Source organism: Bradyrhizobium sp. MI1.11 (assembly GCF_055811255.1).
This window is the reverse complement of sequence record NZ_JBVVPM010000015.1, coordinates 115811-137136: the sequence shown is the minus strand read 5'-3', so window position 1 is coordinate 137136 and position 21326 is coordinate 115811. Positions and strand designations below refer to the sequence as shown.

General features: G+C 64.7%; 15 protein-coding genes. 9 read left to right on the top strand and 6 right to left on the bottom strand.

Annotated features, from left to right (window positions below; translation table 11 throughout):
• Positions 1-360 precede the first annotated feature (360 nt).
• Positions 361-2628, top strand: a complete 2268-nt coding sequence (locus AC0L30_RS17500; protein WP_473404819.1) for a cation:proton antiporter domain-containing protein — start codon at positions 361-363, stop codon at positions 2626-2628.
• Here the strand turns inward: AC0L30_RS17500 and AC0L30_RS17495 are convergent.
• Positions 2625-5783 carry an efflux RND transporter permease subunit gene (locus tag AC0L30_RS17495; protein ID WP_473366362.1) on the bottom strand — a complete coding sequence of 1053 codons (3159 nt, stop codon included), beginning with the start codon at positions 5781-5783 and terminating at the stop codon, positions 2625-2627. The genes AC0L30_RS17500 and AC0L30_RS17495 overlap by 4 nt on opposite strands.
• A 15-nt stretch (positions 5784-5798) precedes the next feature.
• Positions 5799-6992: an efflux RND transporter periplasmic adaptor subunit gene (locus AC0L30_RS17490; protein ID WP_473254554.1), complete on the bottom strand. Its 1194-nt coding sequence runs from the start codon at positions 6990-6992 to the stop codon at positions 5799-5801.
• A gap of 255 nt (positions 6993-7247) precedes the next feature.
• Here AC0L30_RS17490 and AC0L30_RS17485 point away from each other — a divergent pair, with 255 nt between their 5' ends.
• Positions 7248-8066, top strand: coding sequence for an ABC transporter substrate-binding protein (locus AC0L30_RS17485; RefSeq protein ID WP_219684269.1), 819 nt, complete (start codon positions 7248-7250; stop codon positions 8064-8066).
• Positions 8067-8133: 67 nt separating this feature from the next.
• A complete protein-coding gene (locus tag AC0L30_RS17480) occupies positions 8134-8601 on the top strand; it encodes a GNAT family N-acetyltransferase (protein WP_473404818.1) in 468 nt (155 codons plus the stop codon).
• A 191-nt stretch (positions 8602-8792) separates the two neighbouring features.
• Here the strand turns inward: AC0L30_RS17480 and AC0L30_RS17475 are convergent, their stop codons facing one another.
• The 4 genes from AC0L30_RS17475 to AC0L30_RS17460 form a co-directional block, all read right to left on the bottom strand.
• Positions 8793-9866, bottom strand: a complete 1074-nt coding sequence (locus AC0L30_RS17475; RefSeq protein ID WP_473404817.1) for a hypothetical protein — start codon at positions 9864-9866, stop codon at positions 8793-8795.
• 41 nt (positions 9867-9907) lie between these two features.
• A complete protein-coding gene (locus AC0L30_RS17470) occupies positions 9908-10357 on the bottom strand; it encodes a cupin domain-containing protein (protein ID WP_007595617.1) in 450 nt (149 codons plus the stop codon).
• A gap of 77 nt (positions 10358-10434) precedes the next feature.
• On the bottom strand, positions 10435-12276 hold the full coding sequence (locus AC0L30_RS17465) for an ATP-binding protein (protein WP_473404816.1): 1842 nt from the start codon (positions 12274-12276) through the stop codon (positions 10435-10437).
• A gap of 142 nt (positions 12277-12418) precedes the next feature.
• Positions 12419-13051, bottom strand: coding sequence for a cupin domain-containing protein (locus AC0L30_RS17460; RefSeq protein WP_007595614.1), 633 nt, complete (start codon positions 13049-13051; stop codon positions 12419-12421).
• A gap of 220 nt (positions 13052-13271) precedes the next feature.
• Here AC0L30_RS17460 and AC0L30_RS17455 point away from each other — a divergent pair, with 220 nt between their 5' ends.
• The 6 genes from AC0L30_RS17455 (at position 13272) to AC0L30_RS17430 (ending at position 21216) form a co-directional block, all read left to right on the top strand.
• Complete coding sequence (locus AC0L30_RS17455) at positions 13272-14963, top strand: peptide ABC transporter substrate-binding protein (RefSeq protein ID WP_473404815.1); 1692 nt, start codon at positions 13272-13274, stop codon at positions 14961-14963.
• 27 nt (positions 14964-14990) lie between these two features.
• Positions 14991-15941: an ABC transporter permease gene (locus tag AC0L30_RS17450; protein WP_473404814.1), complete on the top strand. Its 951-nt coding sequence runs from the start codon at positions 14991-14993 to the stop codon at positions 15939-15941.
• 3 nt (positions 15942-15944) lie between these two features.
• On the top strand, positions 15945-16820 hold the full coding sequence (locus AC0L30_RS17445) for an ABC transporter permease (RefSeq protein WP_473404813.1): 876 nt from the start codon (positions 15945-15947) through the stop codon (positions 16818-16820).
• 58 nt (positions 16821-16878) lie between these two features.
• Positions 16879-18207, top strand: a complete 1329-nt coding sequence (locus tag AC0L30_RS17440; RefSeq protein WP_354168188.1) for an NAD(P)/FAD-dependent oxidoreductase — start codon at positions 16879-16881, stop codon at positions 18205-18207.
• A 12-nt stretch (positions 18208-18219) separates the two neighbouring features.
• On the top strand, positions 18220-19146 hold the full coding sequence (locus AC0L30_RS17435; RefSeq protein WP_473404812.1) for a 2-hydroxyacid dehydrogenase: 927 nt from the start codon (positions 18220-18222) through the stop codon (positions 19144-19146).
• Between the two features lie 201 nt (positions 19147-19347).
• Positions 19348-21216, top strand: coding sequence for an ABC transporter ATP-binding protein (locus tag AC0L30_RS17430; RefSeq protein WP_473404811.1), 1869 nt, complete (start codon positions 19348-19350; stop codon positions 21214-21216).
• Positions 21217-21326 lie beyond the last annotated feature (110 nt).

Here is a 21326-nt window from a genome sequence, read left to right as displayed (position 1 = left end):
CCCCCCCCCCCCACAAACCACTCCCCGCGCCGGGGCGCGCGGGGGCGTCGGCCGGCGCCCCCCCCAACCCCCCGGGGGATGAGGAGGCACCCTGCGCAGACCACTCATGATGCCATCATGCCAGTGTTTTGCCCGACGGCGCAAGCAATTTCGGCAAAGACGAAATTTGAGTTTCGCAGAGACAAAATTTTTCTTCAGTCTTTTCAACCTCATCCCTACTGTGCATGGGGTTGTTTTCGCGTTTTTTGGTGTTGTCCCCTTACCCGGCCGCGAACTCAAGGAACTCCGGTTGCCTGCCGCGGGTTCTATCCCCGTCATCCCGGCACCTCGCCGGGGCAGATGAAGGGGGAAAATTCCTGCATGCAGTGGAGCCTGCTCCGACCGGTCGGCCTTGTCCCCGCGGCGCTTGTCCTCACCACAGTTGCGGCCAGTGCCGAGGGCGGCAAATCGGCCGGTCCGTCCGAATTCCTGCTGGTGGCGCAGATCGTGCTGTTGATCGCGGTCGGCCGCGGCCTCGGCGAGATCATGCAGCGCCTCGGCCAGCCCTCGGTGATCGGCGAATTGCTCGCCGGCATCCTGCTCGGTCCCTCGCTGTTCGGTTGGGTCTGGCCCGACGCGCAGCACGCGATCTTCCCCAAGACGCCCGAGCAGAATGCGATGATCGACGGCATCGCGCAGTTCGGCATCCTGCTGCTGCTGCTGCTGACCGGCATGGAAACCGACCTCAAGCTGGTCAGGAAGGTCGGCAAGGCCGCGATCGCGATCTCGATCGCCGGCATCCTCGTGCCCTTCGCCTGCGGCTTCGCGCTCGGCGAGTTCCTGCCGGACACGCTGTTGCCGAATCCGCAAGCCCGCCTGGTTGCGTCGCTGTTCATGGGCACGGCGCTGTCGATCTCCTCGGTGAAGATCGTCGCAGTGGTCGTCCGCGAGATGAACTTCATGCGCCGCAATGTCGGCCAGATCATCGTCGCCACCGCCGTCATCGATGACACCATCGGCTGGATCATCATCGCGGTCATCTTCAGCCTGGCCTCGCAGGGGGCGTTGGATATCGCCTCGGTGGCGAAAGCCGTGCTCGGCACGCTCGCCTTCCTCGCCATCAGCTTCACCATCGGCCGCCGCCTCGCGTTCCAGCTCATCCGCTGGGCCAACGACAATCTCGTCAGCACCGCGCCGGTCATCACGGTGATCCTGCTGATGATGTGCGCCATGGCGCTGATCACGCATCTGATCGGCGTTCACACCGTGCTCGGCGCCTTTGTCGCCGGCATTCTGGTCGGCGAGTCCCCGATCCTGACGCGGCAGATCGACGAGCGCCTGCGCGGGTTGATATCCAGCTTCTTCATGCCGGTGTTCTTCGGTCTGGCCGGCTTGAGCGCCGACCTCACGGTGCTGCGCGATCCCCATCTGCTGATGCTCACCGGCCTGCTGGTCGTGATCGCCAGTGTCGGCAAGTTCGGCGGCGCCTTCGTCGGCGGAACCGTGGGCGGGCTGAACACACGGGAGTCGCTGGCGCTCGCAAGCGGGATGAACGCGCGCGGCTCGACAGAGGTGATCATCGCCACCATCGGTCTTTCGATCGGCGTGCTCAGCCAGAACCTGTTCACGATGATCGTGACCATGGCGATCGTGACCACGATGGCGATGCCGCCGATGCTGCGTGCGGCGCTGGCGAAGCTGCCGATGAACGAGGAGGAGCAAGAGCGCCTGGAGCGCGAAGAGTTCGAGAAGCGCGGCTTCGTCGCCAATCTCGAACGTTCCTTGCTGGCAGTGGACGAGAGCGTCAATGCCACCTTCGCCGCCCACATCGCCGGCCTGATCGCCGGCATGCGCGGTCTGCCGATCACGGTGCTGCACATCGGCAAGCGCGCCAAGGATCAGGAGAAGGGACGCAACGAGGAGGAGAGCCCCGAAGCCGTGGTGAAGAAGGCCGCCGAGACCGTCTCGGCCTATGGCGATGGCGATGCCGGCAGCGTCGATGTCGTCACCCGGGCAAAGCGTGCGGAGCTCGGCGAGGCCATCGCCGACGAAGCGCGCAAGGGCTTCGACCTCCTGGTCATCGGCATCGACAAGGTTGCTGCCGCCAAGGATCGCTTCGATCGGAAGATCGAGGACATCGCAGCGAAGTTCGAAGGACCGCTCGCGATCGTGGCGGCCAAGGGCAAGCACCTGAAGCAGCCGATGCCCGAGGCGCTCAACATCCTCGTTCCGGTCTCCGGCAGCAGCGTCTCCAAGCGCGGCGCGGAGGTCGCGGTCGCGCTGGCGCAGGCGGGATCAGGCTCGCTCCGGGTGATCTATGTCGCGACGACGCGCGACAAGGGCGCGCAACGCGGGGCCTCTCGGGGTCTGAGTCACGAGGCCGGCATCCTGAAGGACGCCAGCGATCTTGCCGCCCGCTACGAGGTCGACATCACCACGACCTTGCGCGCGAACCGGGCGCCGGAAGCGGCGATCCTGCGCGAGATCGAGACCACTGACGTCGATCTCGTGGTGATGGGCGTCGATCGCATCCAGGCCGATCACCTCTCCTTCGGTGGCGTCGCCGACGCCGTGCTCAGGCAGGCAAAAGTCTCGGTGCTCCTGGTCTCAAGCGGCGAGGCGCGGCAGGTGGCTGCGGAGCAAGCCTAGGACTTCACCTCGGCCACTGCCACCGCCTTCGGAATCTTCTTCGACGCACGCCAGTTCTCGAAGCGCTGCACCACCACGAAGAACGCCGGCACGAACAGCACCGCAAGGCAGGTCGAGGCCAGCATGCCCGAGAACACCGTGATGCCGATCGACTTCCGCGCGCTGGCGCCGGCGCCGGTCGCGATCACCAGCGGCACCACCCCGAGGATGAAGGCGAACGACGTCATCAAGATCGGGCGGAAGCGGGCGCGCGCAGCTTCGATCGCGGATTCCAGCACCGGCTTGCCATCGCGGCCGTGCAGCTCGAGCCCGACCTCGACGATCAGGATGGCGTTCTTGGCCGACAGCGCGATCAGCAGGATCAGGCCGATCTGGCAATAGAGGTTGTTGTCGATCTTCAGGGCATTGAGGATCAGCATGGGGCCGAGCAACGACAGCGGCACCGCCAGGATCACCGAGATCGGCGCGTACCAGCTCTCGTACTGGCCGGCGAGCACGAGATAGACCAGCAGCATGGCGAGCCCGAACACCCAGTAGATCTGGTTGGAGACGGCCTTCTCCTGATAGGACATCGCGGTCCATTCGTAGCCGGTGCCCGGCGGCAGCGTCTTGTCCGCGATCTCCTCCATCAGCTTCAGCGACTGGCCGGAGGAGTAGCCCTGCGCGGGGAGGCCGATGACGGTTGAGGACGGATAGAGATTGTAGAGGCTGATCAGCGACGGACCGGTGGCCGGCGTGATCGTGGCGACCGTGCCGATCGGGATCATGTCGCCGTTCGAGTTGCGCACCATCATGTTGGCGATGTCGCGCTCGGTGACGCGGAAGGCCGGATCGGCTTGCGTGTAGACCTGGAACACGCGGCCGAACTTGTTGAACTGGTTGACATAGGACGAGCCGAGATAGGTCGACAGCGCCGCGAACACCTGGTCCGTCGTGACATGCAGCGTCTGGGTCTTGATGCGGTCGATTTCGACGTTGAATTGCGGCACCGAAGAGCGGAACGAGGACTGGACGCGCTGCAGCGCGCTCTGGCTCTGGCCATTGCTGACCATCGCGCCCGTGATGGCCTGGAGCTTGGCGAAATCGCTGTTGCCGTCGCGCAGCTCGACCTGCATCGAGAAGCCGGCCGCGTTGCCGATGCCCTGGATCGGCGGCGGCGGCAGCACCAGCGTGCGCGCCTCCATGATGACCGCGAGCTTGTCGTTCAGCCCGTAGACCAGCGAGCGCAGATCCTCGCCCGGTCCTTTGCGCGCGTCCCAGTCCTTCAGGATGATGTAGGCGACGCCGGCGTTGGCAAGGCTGGCGCTGTTGTCGAGCGCGGAGATGCCGGCGATGGTGATGACCTGCTGGACTCCAGGCGTATCCTTGATGAGCTCGCTCGCTCTGTCGAGCACCTTCTGGGTCCGCTCCAGCGCTGCGCCGTCGGGCAGTTGCACGGCGGCGATCAGATAGCCCTGGTCCTCGATCGGCAGGAAGCCGGTCGGCACCCGCGACAACCCGTAGCCGCCGATCACGATCAGCACCAGTGCGATCGCGACCGAGATCGTGCTGTTCCTGCACAGCACGCCGATCAGACGGATGTAGCCGCGCTCGACGCGGTTGTAGACCGCGTTGAAGCCGCGATAAAAGAAGTTGCGCTGCTCCGGCGGCACTGTCGGCCGTAGCCAGAGCGCACATTGCGTCGGCTTCAGCGTCGCCGCGTTGATGGCGGACAGAAGCGCGGTCGCGGCGATCACCAGCGCGAATTGCGAATAGATGCGGCCGGTGAGCCCGGCGAGGAACGACGCCGGCAAAAACACCGAGATCAACACCAGCGTGATGCCGACGATCGGCGCGAACAACTGGTCCATTGCTTTGATCGCGGCGTCGTGGCCGTTCATGCCCTGCTCGATGTTGTGGGCCGCGCCTTCCACCACGACGATGGCGTCGTCGACGACGATGCCGATCGCGAGGACGATCGCGAACAGCGTCGACATGTTGATGGTGAAGCCGAGCGCCGCCATGGCGGCGAAGGCGCCGATGATGGTCACCGGCACCGTGGTGGCCGGCACCAGCATCGCGCGCCAGTCCTGCAGGAACACCAGGATCACGACCAGCACCAGCAGGCCGGCCTCGATTAGCGTCATGTAGACCTCGTGCACCGAGGCCTGCACGAACTTTGTGGTGTCGAACGGCGTATCGTACTTCATGCCTTGCGGGAACGCCTTCGCAAGCTCCGCCATCTTCTTCTCGACGGCCTGCTCGACCTGGAGTGCATTGGCGCCGGGCGACTGGAACACGCCGATGCCGGTGGCCGGCTGCTTGTTTAGCGAGAAGATCTGGCTGTAGGTCTGCGCGCCGAGCTCAACCCAGCCGACGTCGCGCACCCGCGTGACGTCGCCGCTGGTGCCCGATTTGACGATGATGTTCTCGAACTCGGTGGTGTCGTCGAGCCGGCCGTTGACGTTGAGGGTGTACTGAAACGCCTGGCCCGGCGGCGTCGGCGGCGCGCCGACTTGGCCGGCCGAGACCTGCTGGCTCTGCTGCTGGATCGCCTGGATGACGTCCTGCGGCACCAGGCCACGGACCTGCAGCTTGTTCGGATCTAGCCACACCCGCATCGAATACTGACCGGCGCCGAACACGGTGACGTTGCCGACGCCGGGCAGGCGCGAGAGTTCGTCGCGGAGGTTGATGGTGGCGTAGTTGCTCAAATAAAGGCTGTCGAACGTCTTGTCGGGCGAGGTCAGCGTCACGAATAGCAGGATCGAGGTCGATTTCTTCTGGACAGTGACGCCCTGGTTCTGCACGGACTGGGGCAGTTGCGACAGCGCGCTGGAGACCCGGTTCTGCACCAGCACCTGCGCGAAGTTGAGGTCGGTGCCGATCTTGAACGTCACGGTCAACGTATAGGTGCCGTCGGAGCCGCTGTAGGACTGCATATAGAGCATGTCCTCGACGCCGTTGACCTGCTGCTCGATCGGCAGTGCCACGGTGTCGATCACGGTCTTGGCGCTGGCGCCGGGATAGCGGGTCGTGACCTGCACCGTCGGCGGCACTACGTCGGGATATTGCGCGATCGCGAGGTTGAACAGCGCGACGCCGCCGATCAGGATCATCAACAGCGCGATGACGTTCGAGAGGACCGGCCGCTCGATGAAGAATTTTGAGATCATGGCAGGCGCTCCTACTTACTTGGCAGACGCCTGCGGCTGCTCGATCTTCGTCACCTGCGGATCGATCTTCTGGCCCGGAATCACCCGCAGCAGTCCTGCGGTCACCAAGCGGTCCTCCGGCTTCAAGCCGCTTTCGATGACGCGCAGGCCGTTGTCGACGGGACCGATCTGCACCTTGCGCTGCTCGACAACGTTGTCGCCGTTGACGACGAGGAGATAGCGGCCACCCTGGTCGCTGCCGAGCGCGGTGTCGGGAACGAGGAGGGCGTTCTTCTCCTGGGTGAAGGGCACGCGGACGCGGACGAAATAGCCGGGCAGCAGCACCCGCTTGTCGTTCGGGACGAGACCGCGTACCGCGAGCGTGCCGGTCGACTGGGTGAGGGTCGGGGCGACATAGTCGAGCTTGCCCTCGTGCGGATAGCCGGCCTCGGTCTGCAGGCCGACTTGAATCGGAAATTGCTTCATGTCGGCGGCGGTGAGCCCCCGGCGGGAGGCCTCGGCACGGATGCGCAGCACGTCCTGCTCGTTGACGGTGAAATTCACATAGATCGGGTCCATCGCGACGATGGAGGCGAGTTGAGTCGGGGAGGAGACCCCGACGAGCTCGCCGATCGAGACCATATGCGCGCTGACGACGCCGTCGAATGGTGCGCTCACCTTGGTGTAGCCGTAGTTGACTTCGGCGAGGCGGGTGTTGGCCTGGGCCTGCTGGAGGTTGGCCTGTGCGTTGTCGCGGTTCGAAGTCGAGCTGTCCAAAGTCGCTTGCGAGACCGCTTGCCGCTGCACGAGATCGCTCTGCCGCTTGAAGTCGGCTTCCGCCTGCCGGAGCGAGGCCTGCGCGCCGGCCTCGGCCGCCTGCGCCTGGTCGAGCTTGAGCTTGTAGGTTTCGGGCTCGATCGTGAAAAGCTGGGTGCCCTGCTTGACGAACGCGCCGTCCTGGTAGTCGATCGATTGCAGGAATCCCTGCACGCGCGCGACGAGATCGACATTCTTGACCGGCGCGGTGTTGCCGGTGGCCTCGACATACCGCGTCACCGGGCGCTGTACGGGCGTAGCCACGTCCACCTTGGGCGGGGGCGGGGCGACGAAACTGTTCTTGTCCTCGCAGCCGGTGAGTGCGGCCACGGCCACCGCGGCGGCCAGTGCCCGCCCGACATGTCTCCACGCTCCGTTGCTTCGTGCGGGAGATGCGGGATTCGCGCAGGTCATTCGGTGGCCCCCGGTTGCTGTCTGTCGGGGCGGGAGGCTATCAACAAATGCCCGGACGTGGAACACCATAGCCATGGCAGTCGTCGGCCTTGCACTGCAGACTGCGCTGTGGCCTTTGGCAGCTTTGCCGTCACAAACCGCTTTTCATCGCGCGCACGATCGACCAGAATTATGTCACAGGCTGAGCGACGGCGCGCGAAGCGGTCGGGACAAAAAAGAGAAGAATAAAAGAAGAAAAGGTCGGGAGATCATGACATGCCCACGCCTCTCCAGTCGGTGCTTAAATCCGTCCTTGCCGGCCTCGTTCTCGCCGCGGCGGTTGCCATGCCCGCGCTAGCCGATGGCCTGAAGGACGAGATCGCGCCGACCGGCAGGCTGCGGGTCGCGATCGCGATCAGCCCGGCGGGCGGCGCGTTCTGGTCCACCAAAACCGAAGCCGGCTATGCCGGCGTTCCGGTCGATCTCGGCAAGGAGATGGCCGCCCAGCTCGGCGTGCCCGTCGAATATGTCGTGCACCAGAATTCCGGCCAGATCACCGATGCCGCATCGAAAGGCACTCTTGAAAAAGGTGCTTGGGACGTCACCTGGCTCCCCAAGGATCCCGAGCGCGAGAGCAGGATGACGTTCGGTCCGATCTACGAGGTCGCGGATGCCACCTACATCGTCAAATCAGGCTCGAACGTCACCAATTTCGCCACGCTCGACCAGGTGGGCATCAAGGTCGCGGCCGTCAACGCCACCACCACCATGCGCGGCGCGGTTGCCCATCTGAAGAATGCGAAGGTCACGGGCTACCAGACCTATGACGAAATCTTCGGCCTCCTGAAGAGCGGCGAGATCGACGCCTTCGCGCTGTCGCGCGACCAGCTCAACAAGATGGCGCAGAAGATTCCGGGCACGCGAGTGCTCGACGAGACCTTCAAGAAGACCGTCACCGCGGTCGCCGTCCCGCTCGGCCATCCCCAAGCGCTGACCTTCGCCGCCAAGTTCATGAACGAGGCGGTGACGAACGGCACCTTGCGCAAGGCGTATGACAGCAATGGCCTGAAGGACACGCCGATAAGGACAGAGTAGCGGCGGCAGCGCCTCCATGACAAGAGAGATTGAGATTCGCGCCTTTGCACCGCCTGATGCTGCTGCCGTGCGCGAGCTGTTCGTCCGGGTGAATCGTCTATTGGCACCAGCGCATATGGCGGAGGCGTTTGAACGCTATATCGTCCACTCTCTCGCCGAAGAGATCGATCGGCTCGCGGATTACTATGCAAGCCGGAACGGCGGTTTCTGGGTCGCCGTTGCCGACGACGAGATCGTCGGCATGTTCGGTCTGGAGGCCTCAGGCGAGCATGCGATGGAGCTGCGGCGCATGTACGTCGCTCCCGGCCTGCGCCGCCAGGGAATTGCGCGAAAGATGCTGGCGTTCGCGGAGGATGAATGCCGTCGGCGAAATCGGCAGCAACTGCAACTCAGTACGTCGGAGCTTCAGCAGGACGCGCTGGCGCTGTATCGAAACTCTGGATACCGAAGCGAGCGCGAAGAGATTGCCGATGCCGCCAGCAACAAGACCGTGGGTGGTGGCATTCGTCGCTATCATTTCACCAAGCGGCTTTGACAGCCCTCCGCCAAAATGCGCGCCTTCAGGGCGGTTGCGCTGATAGTCAGCGGCTCGTGATCGCGGAGGCGATGGTTGCGATGGCACGCTATCAGGTGCAACGGACGAAGCCGACATCATCACCTTCCTGAAGATGCTGACGGACGGCTACAAGCCGGAGGACTAGTGCGCATCCAGTAGGGGTGTAATCCTCAGCGCGGCTTGATCTCCGCATACTTCGCCATCGCCTTCTCGAATTTCCGCTTGAACAGCCACATTGCGCCAAGGATCTCGCGGAAGCTTGCCGAGGTGCGCGCCCGGTCGGCCTGTCCGAATGCGAAGATGCTGTTGTTGCGCAGGTGCTTCATGATCGTCGGACTGGACACCCTGTAGTTCAGGAGATCGCCGGACTTGAGCGCCGACCGTGTCGGCGTAGGAATGATCTGGATCAGCTCGAACAGCTTCATCTGCTCGATCCGGTCGGGCAGCGTCTTCACGATTCCTGGGATCTCCCGGAAAACATCCGCATGCGCGTTCATCAGGCCATCGCGTACGTTGGTCCAGTGATTGAAGCGATGATCGGTACCGCTGGCCCGCGCCTCCTCCTTGTCGTCGCGCGCACTCAACCCGGGATCGGCCGCCGCGATCTCGCCCTTGATGGCTTCCCATTTCCTGCGGCCGTTGCGGTCCTCGGACGGGCCGGTCTGGAAGCTACCCATATAGGTGTTCGAGCGTCCGTTGCGGACGTTCTGCTTGCCGTTGGTTTCGGCGAAGAACAGCCCGAGGCTGATCCGGCCCGCGGCCTCGGCGTGGTCAGGCGCCAGCCCCTTCGCGCGTGCGATCGCGACCGCGAGATCGACCACGTCCTTGAACGGCGTCGCCGAGTTCTGCGCGCCCGCCGGCGGCGCTTCCATGATGTCGAACAGTATTGAGTATTCGTCGATCAACGGTTCGATATCGGCGTCGAAATAGGCTGGAGGAATTTCGAATTTGTTGGGCCTGCCGATCCGGGACGGCATGGCGTCGGTGAGATCCTTGTAAGCACTGATCACGGCGACGCGTGCCAGATACAGCGCTTGGCCCGGCAGGTTCGGCAGCGGCTGCTTCGCCTCGATCTGGCGCCGCCGCTCGGCCAGGATTGCCTTGAAATCGCCGAGCGCACGCTCGTAGGTCGCAACCGCTTCCGCTTGCCTGGCCGTGAGCGTTTGCGCCTGGCTCGGAACGAACGTCGTAAGGAGCAGTCCAAGCGCCGCGATGATGGCGAGGAGTTGACGTCGTGCAGTCATGGCCGGTTCCCCCAACGATTCGTCGGTCGGGGGATCGTAGCCTAGTCGTTGGCTTCGGGCGGCAGGAAGTCGACCTCGTGCAGCGCCGAGATGCGCACGACCTCGGCCGGGTCGGTCAGGTCATGGAGCTGATTGAAAAGCGCCTCCAGCTTCTGCATCGGCGAGACCCAGAACAACGCGCGGGCCGGTTTGTCGGATTTGTTGAAATAGCCGTGCGGGATGCCGCGCGGCAGGCGCACGAGATCGCCGGCATGGGCCTTGACCCATTTGCCGTCGAGCTTGAGGTCGAGCGTGCCTTCCTGCACCAGGATGAATTCGTCCTGGGTCGGATGGATGTGCACCGGCACGAACTGGCCGGGATCGCTGTTGGTCTCGAACGCGAAAGTGGACTCGGTGACGGCCTTCGGGAAGTAGACCTGGCCGAGGATGTTCCAGGTCTTGCCGCCATAGCCCGTACCGTTCGCGGTGATGCCCTTTTCGAGTGCAGTCATGGCTCGCCTCCAATGGGATTGTAACCGAGACGGAGTGTTGCGCAGCAGCCATGCGCTGTCCATGCGCAAGACGCGCCCTACCGCCTGTCGCGTTCAGCGGCCTGCCTGCGCAGAAAGCCTTCGAGATCGGCCTGCACGGAATAGGGCGTCGGGATCGGATCGCCCGCGTCGTCGACGGCGGTGTCGAGAGAGCGGCGCAGCATGCGCGCGAGCTCGGCCTTGCGGTAGGGCTTTGTCAGAAGCGGCGCGCCCTTGGTGGCGCGCCCCTGCGCATGCGGGGCGTCGTAGGCGTAGCCCGACGTGAATAGCACCCGCAGCGAGGGGCGCGCAGCCACCATCTCGTCGGCGAGCTCTCGTCCATTCAAGCTGCCGGCCATCACGATGTCGGTGAAAAGCAGGTCGAAGGGCGTTCCTTCGGCGGCGATGGCGAGCGCCTCGGCCGCATTGGCGGCCGGGATGACCTTGTAGCCGAGGCTTTCGAGCTGGACCGTGACGTACTGGCGGACGTCGCGGTCGTCCTCGACACAAAGAATGGTTTCCGTCCCACCCACGACCTTGCGCTCGTCATAGCCGGTGGGGCGAAGCGTGCTCGCCTCCGCCTTCGGCAGGTAGATCGTGAAAGTCGTGCCGCGTCCTTCCTCGGAAGCGACCTTGATGCCGCCGCCGGACTGCTTGATGAATCCGAACACCATGCTGAGCCCGAGCCCCGTGCCCTTGCCGACGTCCTTGGTCGAGAAGAAGGGATCGAAGATTCGCTCCAGAATGGCCGGCGGAATGCCGGTGCCGGTGTCGGCGATCTCGATCTCGACATAGTCGCCGGCATAGCCGGCCCCGACCGCCACCGCCTCGCGGACGCCGAACACGACGTTGCGCGTCGTCAACGTCAGTCTGCCGCCATCCAGCATCGCGTCGCGGGCGTTGATTGCGAGGTTGAGAAGCGCCGAGCTCAATTGGCCGCGATCGACCAGGGCGAGCCAGACGTTGCCGTCGAGCCGGGTCACGATCTCGATCTTCTTGTCGAAGGTTGCCAGCAGCAGCTTTGCGAGCTCTTCGAGCAGTTCGTTGATGTCGCTCTCGGCCGGCTTGAGCGCCTGCTTGCGGGCAAAGGACAACAGGCTCGACGTCAGCGCGGCGCCGCGGTCGGCGGCGTCGCTGATCAGCTTGGTGATGGTGGCGAGCGGCGGATTGTCCTTCACTGCGTCGGCGAGGATCTCGATCGTGCCCGTGATCACGGTGAGCATGTTGTTGAATTCGTGCGCGATGCCGCCGGTGAGCTGGCCGACAGCCTCCATCTTCTGGGCCTGGATCAGCTGCTCCTCGGCGGCGCGCTTCCGCGTGACGTCCTTGACGAAATTGTTGATGAGGGTGCGTCCCCCGAGGTGGAGCGCCGTGCTGGACGCCTCGATCAGGATGTCATCGCCGTTTCGGTGCAGCAGGGTCGCTTCGAACCGGATGCCGATCGGCGTATCCGACAATTCCGGCAGCAGCCGCATCATGCGTTGCCTGAAGCCGTCGCGCAGCGGCTCGGCGATGAGGAGGTTGACGACGTCGGTGCCGAGCGCCTCCTTGCGCGTCCATCCGGTCAGGGCCTCGGCCTGAATGCTCCATTCCAGCACGATGCCGTTCTGGTCGGTCTGGACGAAGGCATCGAGCGCGGTCTTGATGACGGCTTGCGTCAGCTGTGCGCTGGCCCGCGCCTGCTCGGTCAGTTGCGCGGCGGCGCGTTTGTCCTGCGCCGTTTCGATCGCGCGCGTGCACAGACGAGCCAGCAGGGCCGCAATGGCGCCGCTTGCGAGCAGCGCGACGATCTGGGCAATGCCGAACCTGGTGCCGATCGCGGCATAGGAGACGAGGAGAGCCGCCGCGGTCACGATGACCTGCGCGGCCATCGCGAGTGTCAGAAGCCCCCTGAGTTTCATGGTCTCACACCAACGCGTCAGTCGCAGACCCTCGTGTCCGCCCTGTCAATGACCGGCTCCACCTGAGCTACAGATGTGAGCTACAGATTCCGCGCGGCGGCGTCGAGGGGCAATTTGCGGTGGTACCGGGTAGGCCGGCGCTTCAACCTGCCGGCGAATCGGTCTGGCGCAGCGTCGTCACCCAGATCACGCGTGCCGTCTGCTGGGTCGGGTTGTCGAACATGTGCGGCACGATGCTCGGAAAGCGAAAGCTGTCGCCGGCCTCGAGCAGATGGGCCTGGTTGTCGAGCCACAGCCGCAGGCTGCCCGAGAGGATATAGCCCGCCTTCTCGCCGGTGTGCTGCAGGAAGTCGGTGCCGGACGAGGCGCCGGGATTGAGGGTGAGCTCGTAGAGTTCGAGCTGGCCTTTGTCTGCCGGCGTCAACGCTTCCTTGACGACGCCGCTGGCGGTGAGCCGCAGCAGGCGCCGGCTGTTCTTGCGCACGATGTAGCGCTGCACGTCGGCGGGATCGGTTGTCTCGAAGAAATAGGAGATCGGAACGTCGAGCGCGATGCTGAGCAGGCGCAACGTGCGGATCGACGGCATGGCACGCGCGCGTTCGAGCTGGCTGATCATGCCGTTGGAGAGGCCGGTCTTGTTGGCGACGTCCTGGATCGACAGGCCCGCACGCTGGCGCAGCAGCCGCACGGTCTCGCCGAGGCGCTGGTCGACCGCATCGTCGGCCTCGATCGCCGGTGCATCCTTCGGATCGTTGATCTCGCCGCGACCATCCATGTCGCTCTCCCATACATCATCTCAGCCCCGGACAATGGCGGTCTGGAGCTTCAGTCGGAGTGAAAAGGTCGCGCATCCTAGCAATCCGATTGACAGCTGTATTTAGTCGTGATGAACTTTTGATAGAAAAATTTAGAAGCACTAAAGCCCACTCCTGTCCCTTTGCCGGGGATCTCGGGGGCGCGGGAGACGGTGCCGCGTGCGAAAACGGAGAGTGGTCATGGCGGACGACACCGGGAAGTTCGGCGTTGGGGCACTGCATCTCGGCAATCCGAACCGCCGTCAGATCTTTCAGCTCGGCGCGGGCGCCGCGGCGGGATGGACGCTTTCGGGCCACGCGTTTGCGCAGACCGAACGCCCGACCAATCCGCCGGACAAGCCGCGCGGGCAGGTGATCGCGGCGCTGTCGCAGGAGCCGACGGTCTTTCATCCCCTGATGCCGGGCATCGAAGTCGATCAGGGCATCTGGTGGCAGGTGTTCTCGCCGCTCTGGTTCATCGATCCCGACGGCAAGTTCGTTCCCGACCTCGCCCGCGAAGTCCCGACCATCGAGAATGGCGGCCTGTCGGCCGACGGCCTGACCTGGAAGATCAAGCTCCGCAGCGACGTGAAATGGCACGACGGCACGGCGTTCACGGCCGAGGACGTGAAGTTCTCGCTCGAGCTGATCAACAATCCCGATTTCCGCGCGCGCAGCCGCGTCGGCCATAGTCTCGTGAAGGACATCAAGGTCGTCGCGCCCGACGAGGTTCACTGGCGCATGGAAGCTCCCTATTCGCCCTACATGTCGATCCTGGGATCGCTGACCTTCATCGTGCCCAAGCACATCCTGGAGAAGGTGACAGATCCGAACGCCTCGCCGTTCCACAATGCGCCCGTCGGCACCGGACCGTTCCGCTGGGGCGAGCGCGTGCCCGGCGACCACATTCAGCTGAATGCCCATACCGGCTATCACGGCAAGGGACCTTACGTTGAGCGCGTGGTGTTCAAGTATATTCCCGACCTGACCGTGCTCTACACCCAGTTCCGCACCGGGCAGGTCGACTACACCGGCCTGCAAGGCATTTTGCCGAACTTCGTGCTGGAGGCGAAGACGCTGAAGGGGCGCAAGATCTTCGTCTCCTCGACGTCGTCGGTGGAGCACATCGCTCCCAATCTGGAGTTCGGCGCGTTGGCGGACCGCACCGTGCGCGAGGCGCTTTATCTCGCGATTAATAAGCAAGCGATCATCGACGCGCTGAACTACGGCTTGCCGACGCAGACTGAAAGCTTCGTGCCGCAGCAGGCCTGGTCATTCCAGCAGGGGCTGCCGCAGCACAAATACGATCCGGCCAAGGCCAACACGCTGCTCGATGCGGCCGGCTGGGTGCGTGGCTCTGGCGGGGTGCGCGAGAAGGGCGGCGTCAAGCTCGAATTCACCAATTCAACGACGTCGGGCAATGCGGTGCGCGAGCAGACCCAGCAATTGCTGATCCAGGACTGGCGCGCGATCGGTGCCGCGATGCGCGTGAACAACATGCCGGCCGCGGTGATCTGGGGCGACTTCTGGCAGCAATCGAAATTCAATTCGGTGATCGTGGGGGTGAATTTCATGCTCGGCAGCGACCCCGACGTGACGCCCCGCTTCGGCTCCGGCGCCATTCCAGCCAAGGGTGGCCGCGGCTACAACACCTATCAGTATCGCAACCCGGAGGCCGATCGCTTGCTCGCCGAAGGCGCCAAGCAATTCGATCTGGCGCAGCGCAAGACGACCTATGGCAATCTGCAAAAGCTGATCCGGGACGACCTCGCGATCCTGCCGCTATTCCAGGGCTTCATCGCCGAAGGCGTGAAGGAAGGCCTCCAGGGTTTCCGTCCCAACGTCAACATGTCGATCAACTGCTGGAACATCCGCGAATGGTATTGGGCCTGATGGTTCAGGTGCGCGAGATCGCCTGAGATGGCCCGTTACGTCACCAATCGCCTGGCGCAGGCGATCATGTTGCTGGTGATCGTGTCCGCGATCGGCTTCGCCATTCTGCATCTGGCGCCCGGCGGTCCGCTCTCGCAATTCGCGGCCTCCGCGCAGATGACGCAGGAGGATCTCGATCGCGTCACCAAGCAGCTTGGCCTCGATCGTTCGCTGCCGATCCAGTATCTCGACTGGTTCGGCCGGATGCTGAGGGGGGATTGGGGCCACTCGTATCGCGACGGCGAGGCGGTGCTGTCGGTGATCTCGTCGCATCTCGGCGCCACGCTGGAGCTGATGGTGACGGCGACCATCATCGCGGTCCTGCTCGGCTGCTGGATCGGTGTGCTCGGCGCGCTGCGCCGCTATTCGCTGTTCGATTCGCTCGCGACCGTCGGCGCCATGATCGCGCTGTCGATCCCGACCTTCTGGTTCGGACTCGTCACGATTTACATCTTCTCCGTGAAGCTCGGCTGGCTGCCGGCCGGCAACCGCGAGACCGTCGGCGACGGCTCCTTCCTCGACCTTCTGCATCATCTGATCGCGCCGGCCCTGGTGCTGGCGCTGGTCGAGACCGCGATGTGGGGCCGCTTCATGCGTTCCTCGATGCTCGAGGTCATCAACCAGGACTACATTCGCACCGCGCGCGCCAAGGGCATGCCGGAATGGCGCATTCTCACCGTGCACGCGCTGCGCAACGCCCTGCTGCCGATGATCACCGTTGCCGGCCTTCAGTTCCCGACGCTGCTCGGCGGCGCGCTGGTGGCCGAAACTGTGTTCACCTGGCCCGGCATGGGGCGCCTGTTTCTCGATTCCATCGGCTATCGCGACTACCCCGTGGTGATGGGCATTTTGATGTTCTCGGCAATCATGGTGCTGATCGGGTCGCTGCTCGCCGACATCCTCTATGCCGTCGTCGATCCCAGGATACGGGTGGGCTAGGCGATGACGAGCGCAGCCCTCTCGACCGTTCAGCTCGCGCCGGGCCATGCCGCCTGGCGGCGCTTCCGCCGGCACCGGCTCGCGCTCGCGGGCGCCGTGATCATTCTGGTGCTCGTCCTCGGCTCGGCCTTTGGTCCCTATCTGCTGCCGTTCGATGACACCTATATCGATATCATGAAGCGGTTCGCGCCGCCGTTCTCCGGCGCGCACATCCTCGGCACCGACGAGCTCGGTCGCGACGTGCTGGCGCGGCTGATGATGGGTGCGCGCGTCTCGCTGTCGATCGGCTTCGTCGCGATGGTGATGGCGATGGCGGTGGGCATCGCCGTCGGCGCTTTCGCCGGCTTCTTTGGCGGCGTGGTCGGCGCGGTGCTGATGCGGCTGGTCGATGCCATGCTCTGCTTTCCGACCATCTTCCTGCTGCTTGCGCTCGCGGCGCTCATCGAGCCCGGCTTCGTCACCACCACCGTGCTGATCGCGGCAACTGCCTGGATGTGGGTGGCCCGCGTCGTCGAGGCCCAGGTGCGCTCGCTGCGGGAACGCGAGTTTGCGGTAGCTGCACTCGCGTTCGGCTCGTCGAACCTGCGGATCATGTTCCGCGAACTGGTGCCCAATGCGATCGCGCCCATCGTGGTGGCGGCGACGCTGAACGTCGCCAAGTCGATCCTGCTGGAATCCTATCTCAGCTATCTCGGTTATGGCATCCAGCCGCCGGCCGCGAGCCTCGGCAACATGCTCAACAACGCGCAGATCTATCTTACCAGCGCGCCCTGGCTTGCGATTGCGCCGGGCCTCGCCATCACGCTGGCGGTGACGAGCTTCAACTTTCTCGGCGACGGCCTGCGCGACGCGCTCGATCCGCGAATGAACATCCCATGATCTGCAAACTAGCGATGAGCAAGCTTGCTCCGATCGAACTGAATATCTGGAGTGCCCCATGTCCCCGCCGCTCACCCGTATAAACAGCGATGAACGCCTGCCGGCGCAGGTGGACGTCGTCGTCATTGGCGGCGGCGTCATCGGCGTCTCCGCGGCCTATCATCTCGCGAAGAAGGGTCTCTCCGTCGCCCTGGTCGAGAAGGGCCATGTCGGCAGCGAGCAGTCGAGCCGCAATTGGGGCTGGTGCCGCCAGCAGGGCCGTGCGCGTGAGGAGATCCCGCTGGCCCGCGAGGCGCTGCGGCTGTGGGAAGACATGCAGAACGATGCCGGTGTCGATGCCGGTTTCCGCCGCACCGGCGTGCTGTTCCTGACCAAGAGCAAGGACGAGCTCGCCAGCTGGGAGCGATGGGCGGCAACGGCGCGCGAGATGCAGGTCCACTCCACGGTCCTGACGCCGGCGGAGGTCGCCGAGCGTCTGCCCGGCAACGCCGAAAAATGGGTTGGCGGCCTGCACACGCCGAGCGACGGGCGCGCCGAGCCCTCGATGGCCGTGCCTGCGCTTGCCACCGCCGCGCGAAAACATGGCGTCACCATTCATCAGGGCTGCGCCGCGCGTGGACTTGAAACGCAGGGCGGACGGGTGAGCGCCGTCGTCACCGAGAAGGGCACCATTCGCACGCAATCGGTGTTGCTGTCCGGCGGCGCCTGGTCGTCGCTATTCTGCCGCCGCCACGGCATCGAGCTGCCGATCGGCCTTGTCAATGCGACCGCGTGCCGGACCACGCCCGGGCCGGAGATTACCTCCGGTGCGCTCGGCACCGATTTCTATTGCATCCGCCGCCGCCTCGACGGCGGCTTTACGCTGGCGCTGCGCAACCGCGGCACGGTCGAACTGTCGCCCGATCTGTTCCGCTACGCGCGAACCTTCTGGCCGACCTATCTGCATCGCAAGAACGGGTTGAAACTGTCATTCGGCAAATCCTTCTTCGACCAGCTCACGCGGGGCACCAGTTGGAGCTTGGACAAGCCGTCGCCGTTCGAGACCGAGCGCGTGCGCGATCCCGCGCCTGACATGTCGCTGGTCAATGCCGCGCTGGCTTCGCTGATCAAGTCGAATCCTGAATTGAAGGACATCGAGATCGCGGAAGCCTGGGGCGGCACGATCGACTGCACGCCGGATACCATCCCGGTCATCTCGCCGGTCGACGCCATGCCCGGCTTCTTCCTCGCTACCGGCTTCTCCGGCCACGGCTTTGGCATCGGTCCTGCGGCCGGCAAGCTCGCCGCCGACATCGTGACGGGCGCGACGCCGCTGGTCGATCCCGCGGCCTACAGCCACAAGCGCCTGATTGATGGCCGCCGGCTCGCGCCGGTCAGCCCGTTCTGAGGGTTTTGCGGCATGACGCTTCTCTACAAGGCCAACATGGTTCGCGGCGAGGAGTGGGCGGGCTTCTTCGCCGAGCGCGCGCCCGATGTGCCGTTCCGGCTCTGGCCCGACATCGGCGATCCCGCTGACGTCCGCTATCTCGTGGCGTGGGTGCCGCCGGACGACATCGCGACGACTTTCCCAAATCTCGAGCTCGTCTTCTCGGTCGGTGCGGGCGTCGACCAGTTCGACGCGTCAAAAGTTCCGCCGCACATTCCGTTGGTGCGCATGCTGGAGCCGGGCATTGCCGAGACGATGGTCGAATACGTCACCATGGCGGTGCTCGCGCTGCATCGCGACCTCCTGCCCTTCATTGCCCAGCAGAAGGAACAGGTCTGGCGCGAGATCCGGATCACGCCGGCCAAACGTCGGCGCGTCGGCGTGATGGGCCTCGGCCAACTCGGCCAGGCCGTGCTCGAACGGCTCAGAGCTTTCGATTTTCCACTTCTCGGCTGGAATCGCTCGCCGCGCGAGATCGAGGGCGTCGCCTGTTGCGCGGGCATGGAGACGTTGCCGGATTTCCTTGCGCAGACCGATATTCTCGTCTGCCTGTTGCCTCTGACCGATCAGACCCGCGGCATCCTGAATGCGGATCTGTTCGCGCGCCTGCCGCGCGGCGCGTCGCTCGTCAACGTCGGGCGAGGCCCGCATCTGGTCGAAGCCGACTTTCTCGCGGCGCTCGACAGCGGCGCGTTGTCGGGTGCCGTCCTCGATGTCGCCGAGCCGGAGCCGCTGCCTGCGGGTCACCCTTTCTGGAGCCACCCGCGCATCCTGGTCACGCCGCACAATGCCAGCATGACCACGCCGGACACGGCGGTCGATTTCGTGCTGGACGTGATCGCGCGCCACCGCCGCGGTGAAGAATTGCCGGGGCGTGTCGATCGTAAGCGCGGTTACTGAGGATGCGATGATGATGGTGACATCGATCCAGCCACGCGGTCCTCTTACCTCTCCCGCTTGCGGGAGAGGTCGCGCCGAAGGCGCGGGTGAGGGCTCTCTCCTCTGGGGGATTCTCGACTGCGGAGATACCCTCTCCCCAACCCTCCCCCGCAAGCGGGGGAGGGAGCGCGCTGTCTCCGCGGCAGGCCTTAGGGGGTATGCATGAGCAGCGGCGCAAGCGTGCCTGACCACGTCGCTGCCAACGCGCAGTCGCCGGTGCTGTCGGTTTCCGGCCTGACGACGTCCTTCATGCGCGAACGGCAATGGAGTCCCGTCGTCCGCGACGTATCGTTCGATGTCGCCTCGCGAGAAACGGTGGCGATCGTCGGCGAGTCCGGTTCGGGCAAGAGCGTCACCGCGCTCTCGATCATGCGGCTCATTCCGAAGGAGAACGGCCGAGTCGAAGGCCGCGTCCAGCTTGCCGGCCGCGACCTGCTGACGCTGCCCGAAGCGAGCATGAAGGACGTTCGCGGCAACGAAGTCGCCATGATCTTCCAGGAGCCGATGACGAGCCTCAATCCGGTGCTGACCATCGGCTTCCAGATTGCGGAAGCGCTGATCCAGCACCGCGGTCTGTCGCGTGCGGCGGCGGAGGTCGAGACCATCCGCCTGCTCGATCGTGTTCGCATCCCCGCGGCGAAATCGCGCTTCCACGAGCATCCGCATCGCTTCTCCGGCGGCATGCGCCAGCGCGTGATGATCGCGATGGCGCTGGCCTGCAAGCCGAGGCTGCTGATCGCGGATGAGCCGACCACGGCGCTCGACGTCACGATCCAGGCCCAGATCCTGGAGCTTCTGAAGGAGCTTCAGCAGGAAGAGGAGATGTCGATCCTCTTCATCACCCACGACATGGGCGTGGTGGCAGAGATCGCGGACCGCACCGTGGTAATGTATGGCGGCCAGGCGGTGGAGACCGACGATACCTCGCGCATCTTTGCTTCACCCTCGCATCCCTATACAAGGTCATTGCTCGCGGCCGTGCCGCGCCTCGGCTCGATGGACGGGCGGACGCGGCCGATGCGCTTTCCGATCGTCGACAAGGTGACGGGGACCTCCGACGAGCCGGCGGAGACGCCAGATACGGTCTCGATTGCCGAGCGACCGCTGCTCGAGGTCTCCAACCTCACGACGCGCTTCTCAATCCGCTCGGGCCTGTTCGGCAAGGTTTCGGGCCGGGTCCACGCCGTCGAGAACATCTCCTTCACCTTGCGCGCCGGGGAGACGCTGGCGCTGGTCGGCGAATCCGGCTGCGGCAAGTCGACGACGGGCCGCTCCATTCTCAAGCTGACGGAGCCGGACAGCGGCACCGTTCTGGTCGACGGACAGGATGTGCTGGCCATGAGTGCCCGCACCTTGCGTGACTTTCGCAAGCAGATGCAGATCGTGTTCCAGGATCCGTTCGCGAGCCTCAACCCCCGCATGTCGGTGGGAACGGCGATTGCGGCCCCATTGCTCGCCAACGGGCTCGCCACGGCGTCGCAGGCGCGGGAGAAGGTCGCCGACCTGCTCGTTCGCGTTGGTCTCACCGCCGACATGGCCGCGCGCTTTCCGCACGAATTCTCCGGTGGCCAGCGCCAGCGCATCTGCATTGCCCGCGCGCTCGCGCTCGGACCGAAGCTGATCGTCGCGGACGAAGCGGTTTCGGCACTCGATGTTTCGGTCAAGGCGCAGGTCGTCAATCTGATGCTCGATCTTCAGGCCAGCATGGGACTTGCCTATCTCTTCATTTCCCATGATATCGCTGTGGTCGAGCGCATGAGCCATCGCGTCGCGGTGATGTATCTCGGCGAGATCGTCGAGACCGGCCCGCGCGCGGCCCTGTTCGGCAATCCGCAGCATCCCTATACGAAGAAGCTGATGGCGGCCGTGCCGGTGCCCGATCCAGCGCGCCGCGGCACCAGGCGCCAGATAGCGAACGACGAAATCAGAAGCCCGGTGCGCTCGCCCGATTACCAGCCGCCCGTGCGCCAATATCGCGAGGTGTCGCCGGGCCACGTCGTCCAGGTCTGGGGCGAGGAATGGTCCAACTGACGTGCGCAGGCCGCAAATCCTTTCCAAAATGCACGATGAGGTCGCGCAGCGATCTGCCGGGCAGGTCAACGGTGTTGTCTTTCGCCCTGCCGGGCCTGTGACATCACGCT

Excerpts from the sequence above, each read along its gene's own strand:
- AC0L30_RS17500 (WP_473404819.1), top strand. The coding sequence starts at position 361 with ATGCAGTGGAGCCTGCTCCGACCGGTCGGCCTTGTCCCCGCGGCGCTT.
- AC0L30_RS17495 (WP_473366362.1), bottom strand. The coding sequence starts at position 5,783 with ATGATCTCAAAATTCTTCATCGAGCGGCCGGTCCTCTCGAACGTCATC.
- AC0L30_RS17490 (WP_473254554.1), bottom strand. The coding sequence starts at position 6,992 with ATGACCTGCGCGAATCCCGCATCTCCCGCACGAAGCAACGGAGCGTGG.
- AC0L30_RS17485 (WP_219684269.1), top strand. The coding sequence starts at position 7,248 with ATGCCCACGCCTCTCCAGTCGGTGCTTAAATCCGTCCTTGCCGGCCTC.
- AC0L30_RS17475 (WP_473404817.1), bottom strand. The coding sequence starts at position 9,866 with ATGACTGCACGACGTCAACTCCTCGCCATCATCGCGGCGCTTGGACTG.
- AC0L30_RS17470 (WP_007595617.1), bottom strand. The coding sequence starts at position 10,357 with ATGACTGCACTCGAAAAGGGCATCACCGCGAACGGTACGGGCTATGGC.
- AC0L30_RS17465 (WP_473404816.1), bottom strand. The coding sequence starts at position 12,276 with ATGAAACTCAGGGGGCTTCTGACACTCGCGATGGCCGCGCAGGTCATC.
- AC0L30_RS17460 (WP_007595614.1), bottom strand. The coding sequence starts at position 13,051 with ATGGATGGTCGCGGCGAGATCAACGATCCGAAGGATGCACCGGCGATC.
- AC0L30_RS17455 (WP_473404815.1), top strand. The coding sequence starts at position 13,272 with ATGGCGGACGACACCGGGAAGTTCGGCGTTGGGGCACTGCATCTCGGC.
- AC0L30_RS17450 (WP_473404814.1), top strand. The coding sequence starts at position 14,991 with ATGGCCCGTTACGTCACCAATCGCCTGGCGCAGGCGATCATGTTGCTG.
- AC0L30_RS17445 (WP_473404813.1), top strand. The coding sequence starts at position 15,945 with ATGACGAGCGCAGCCCTCTCGACCGTTCAGCTCGCGCCGGGCCATGCC.
- AC0L30_RS17440 (WP_354168188.1), top strand. The coding sequence starts at position 16,879 with ATGTCCCCGCCGCTCACCCGTATAAACAGCGATGAACGCCTGCCGGCG.
- AC0L30_RS17435 (WP_473404812.1), top strand. The coding sequence starts at position 18,220 with ATGACGCTTCTCTACAAGGCCAACATGGTTCGCGGCGAGGAGTGGGCG.
- AC0L30_RS17430 (WP_473404811.1), top strand. The coding sequence starts at position 19,348 with ATGAGCAGCGGCGCAAGCGTGCCTGACCACGTCGCTGCCAACGCGCAG.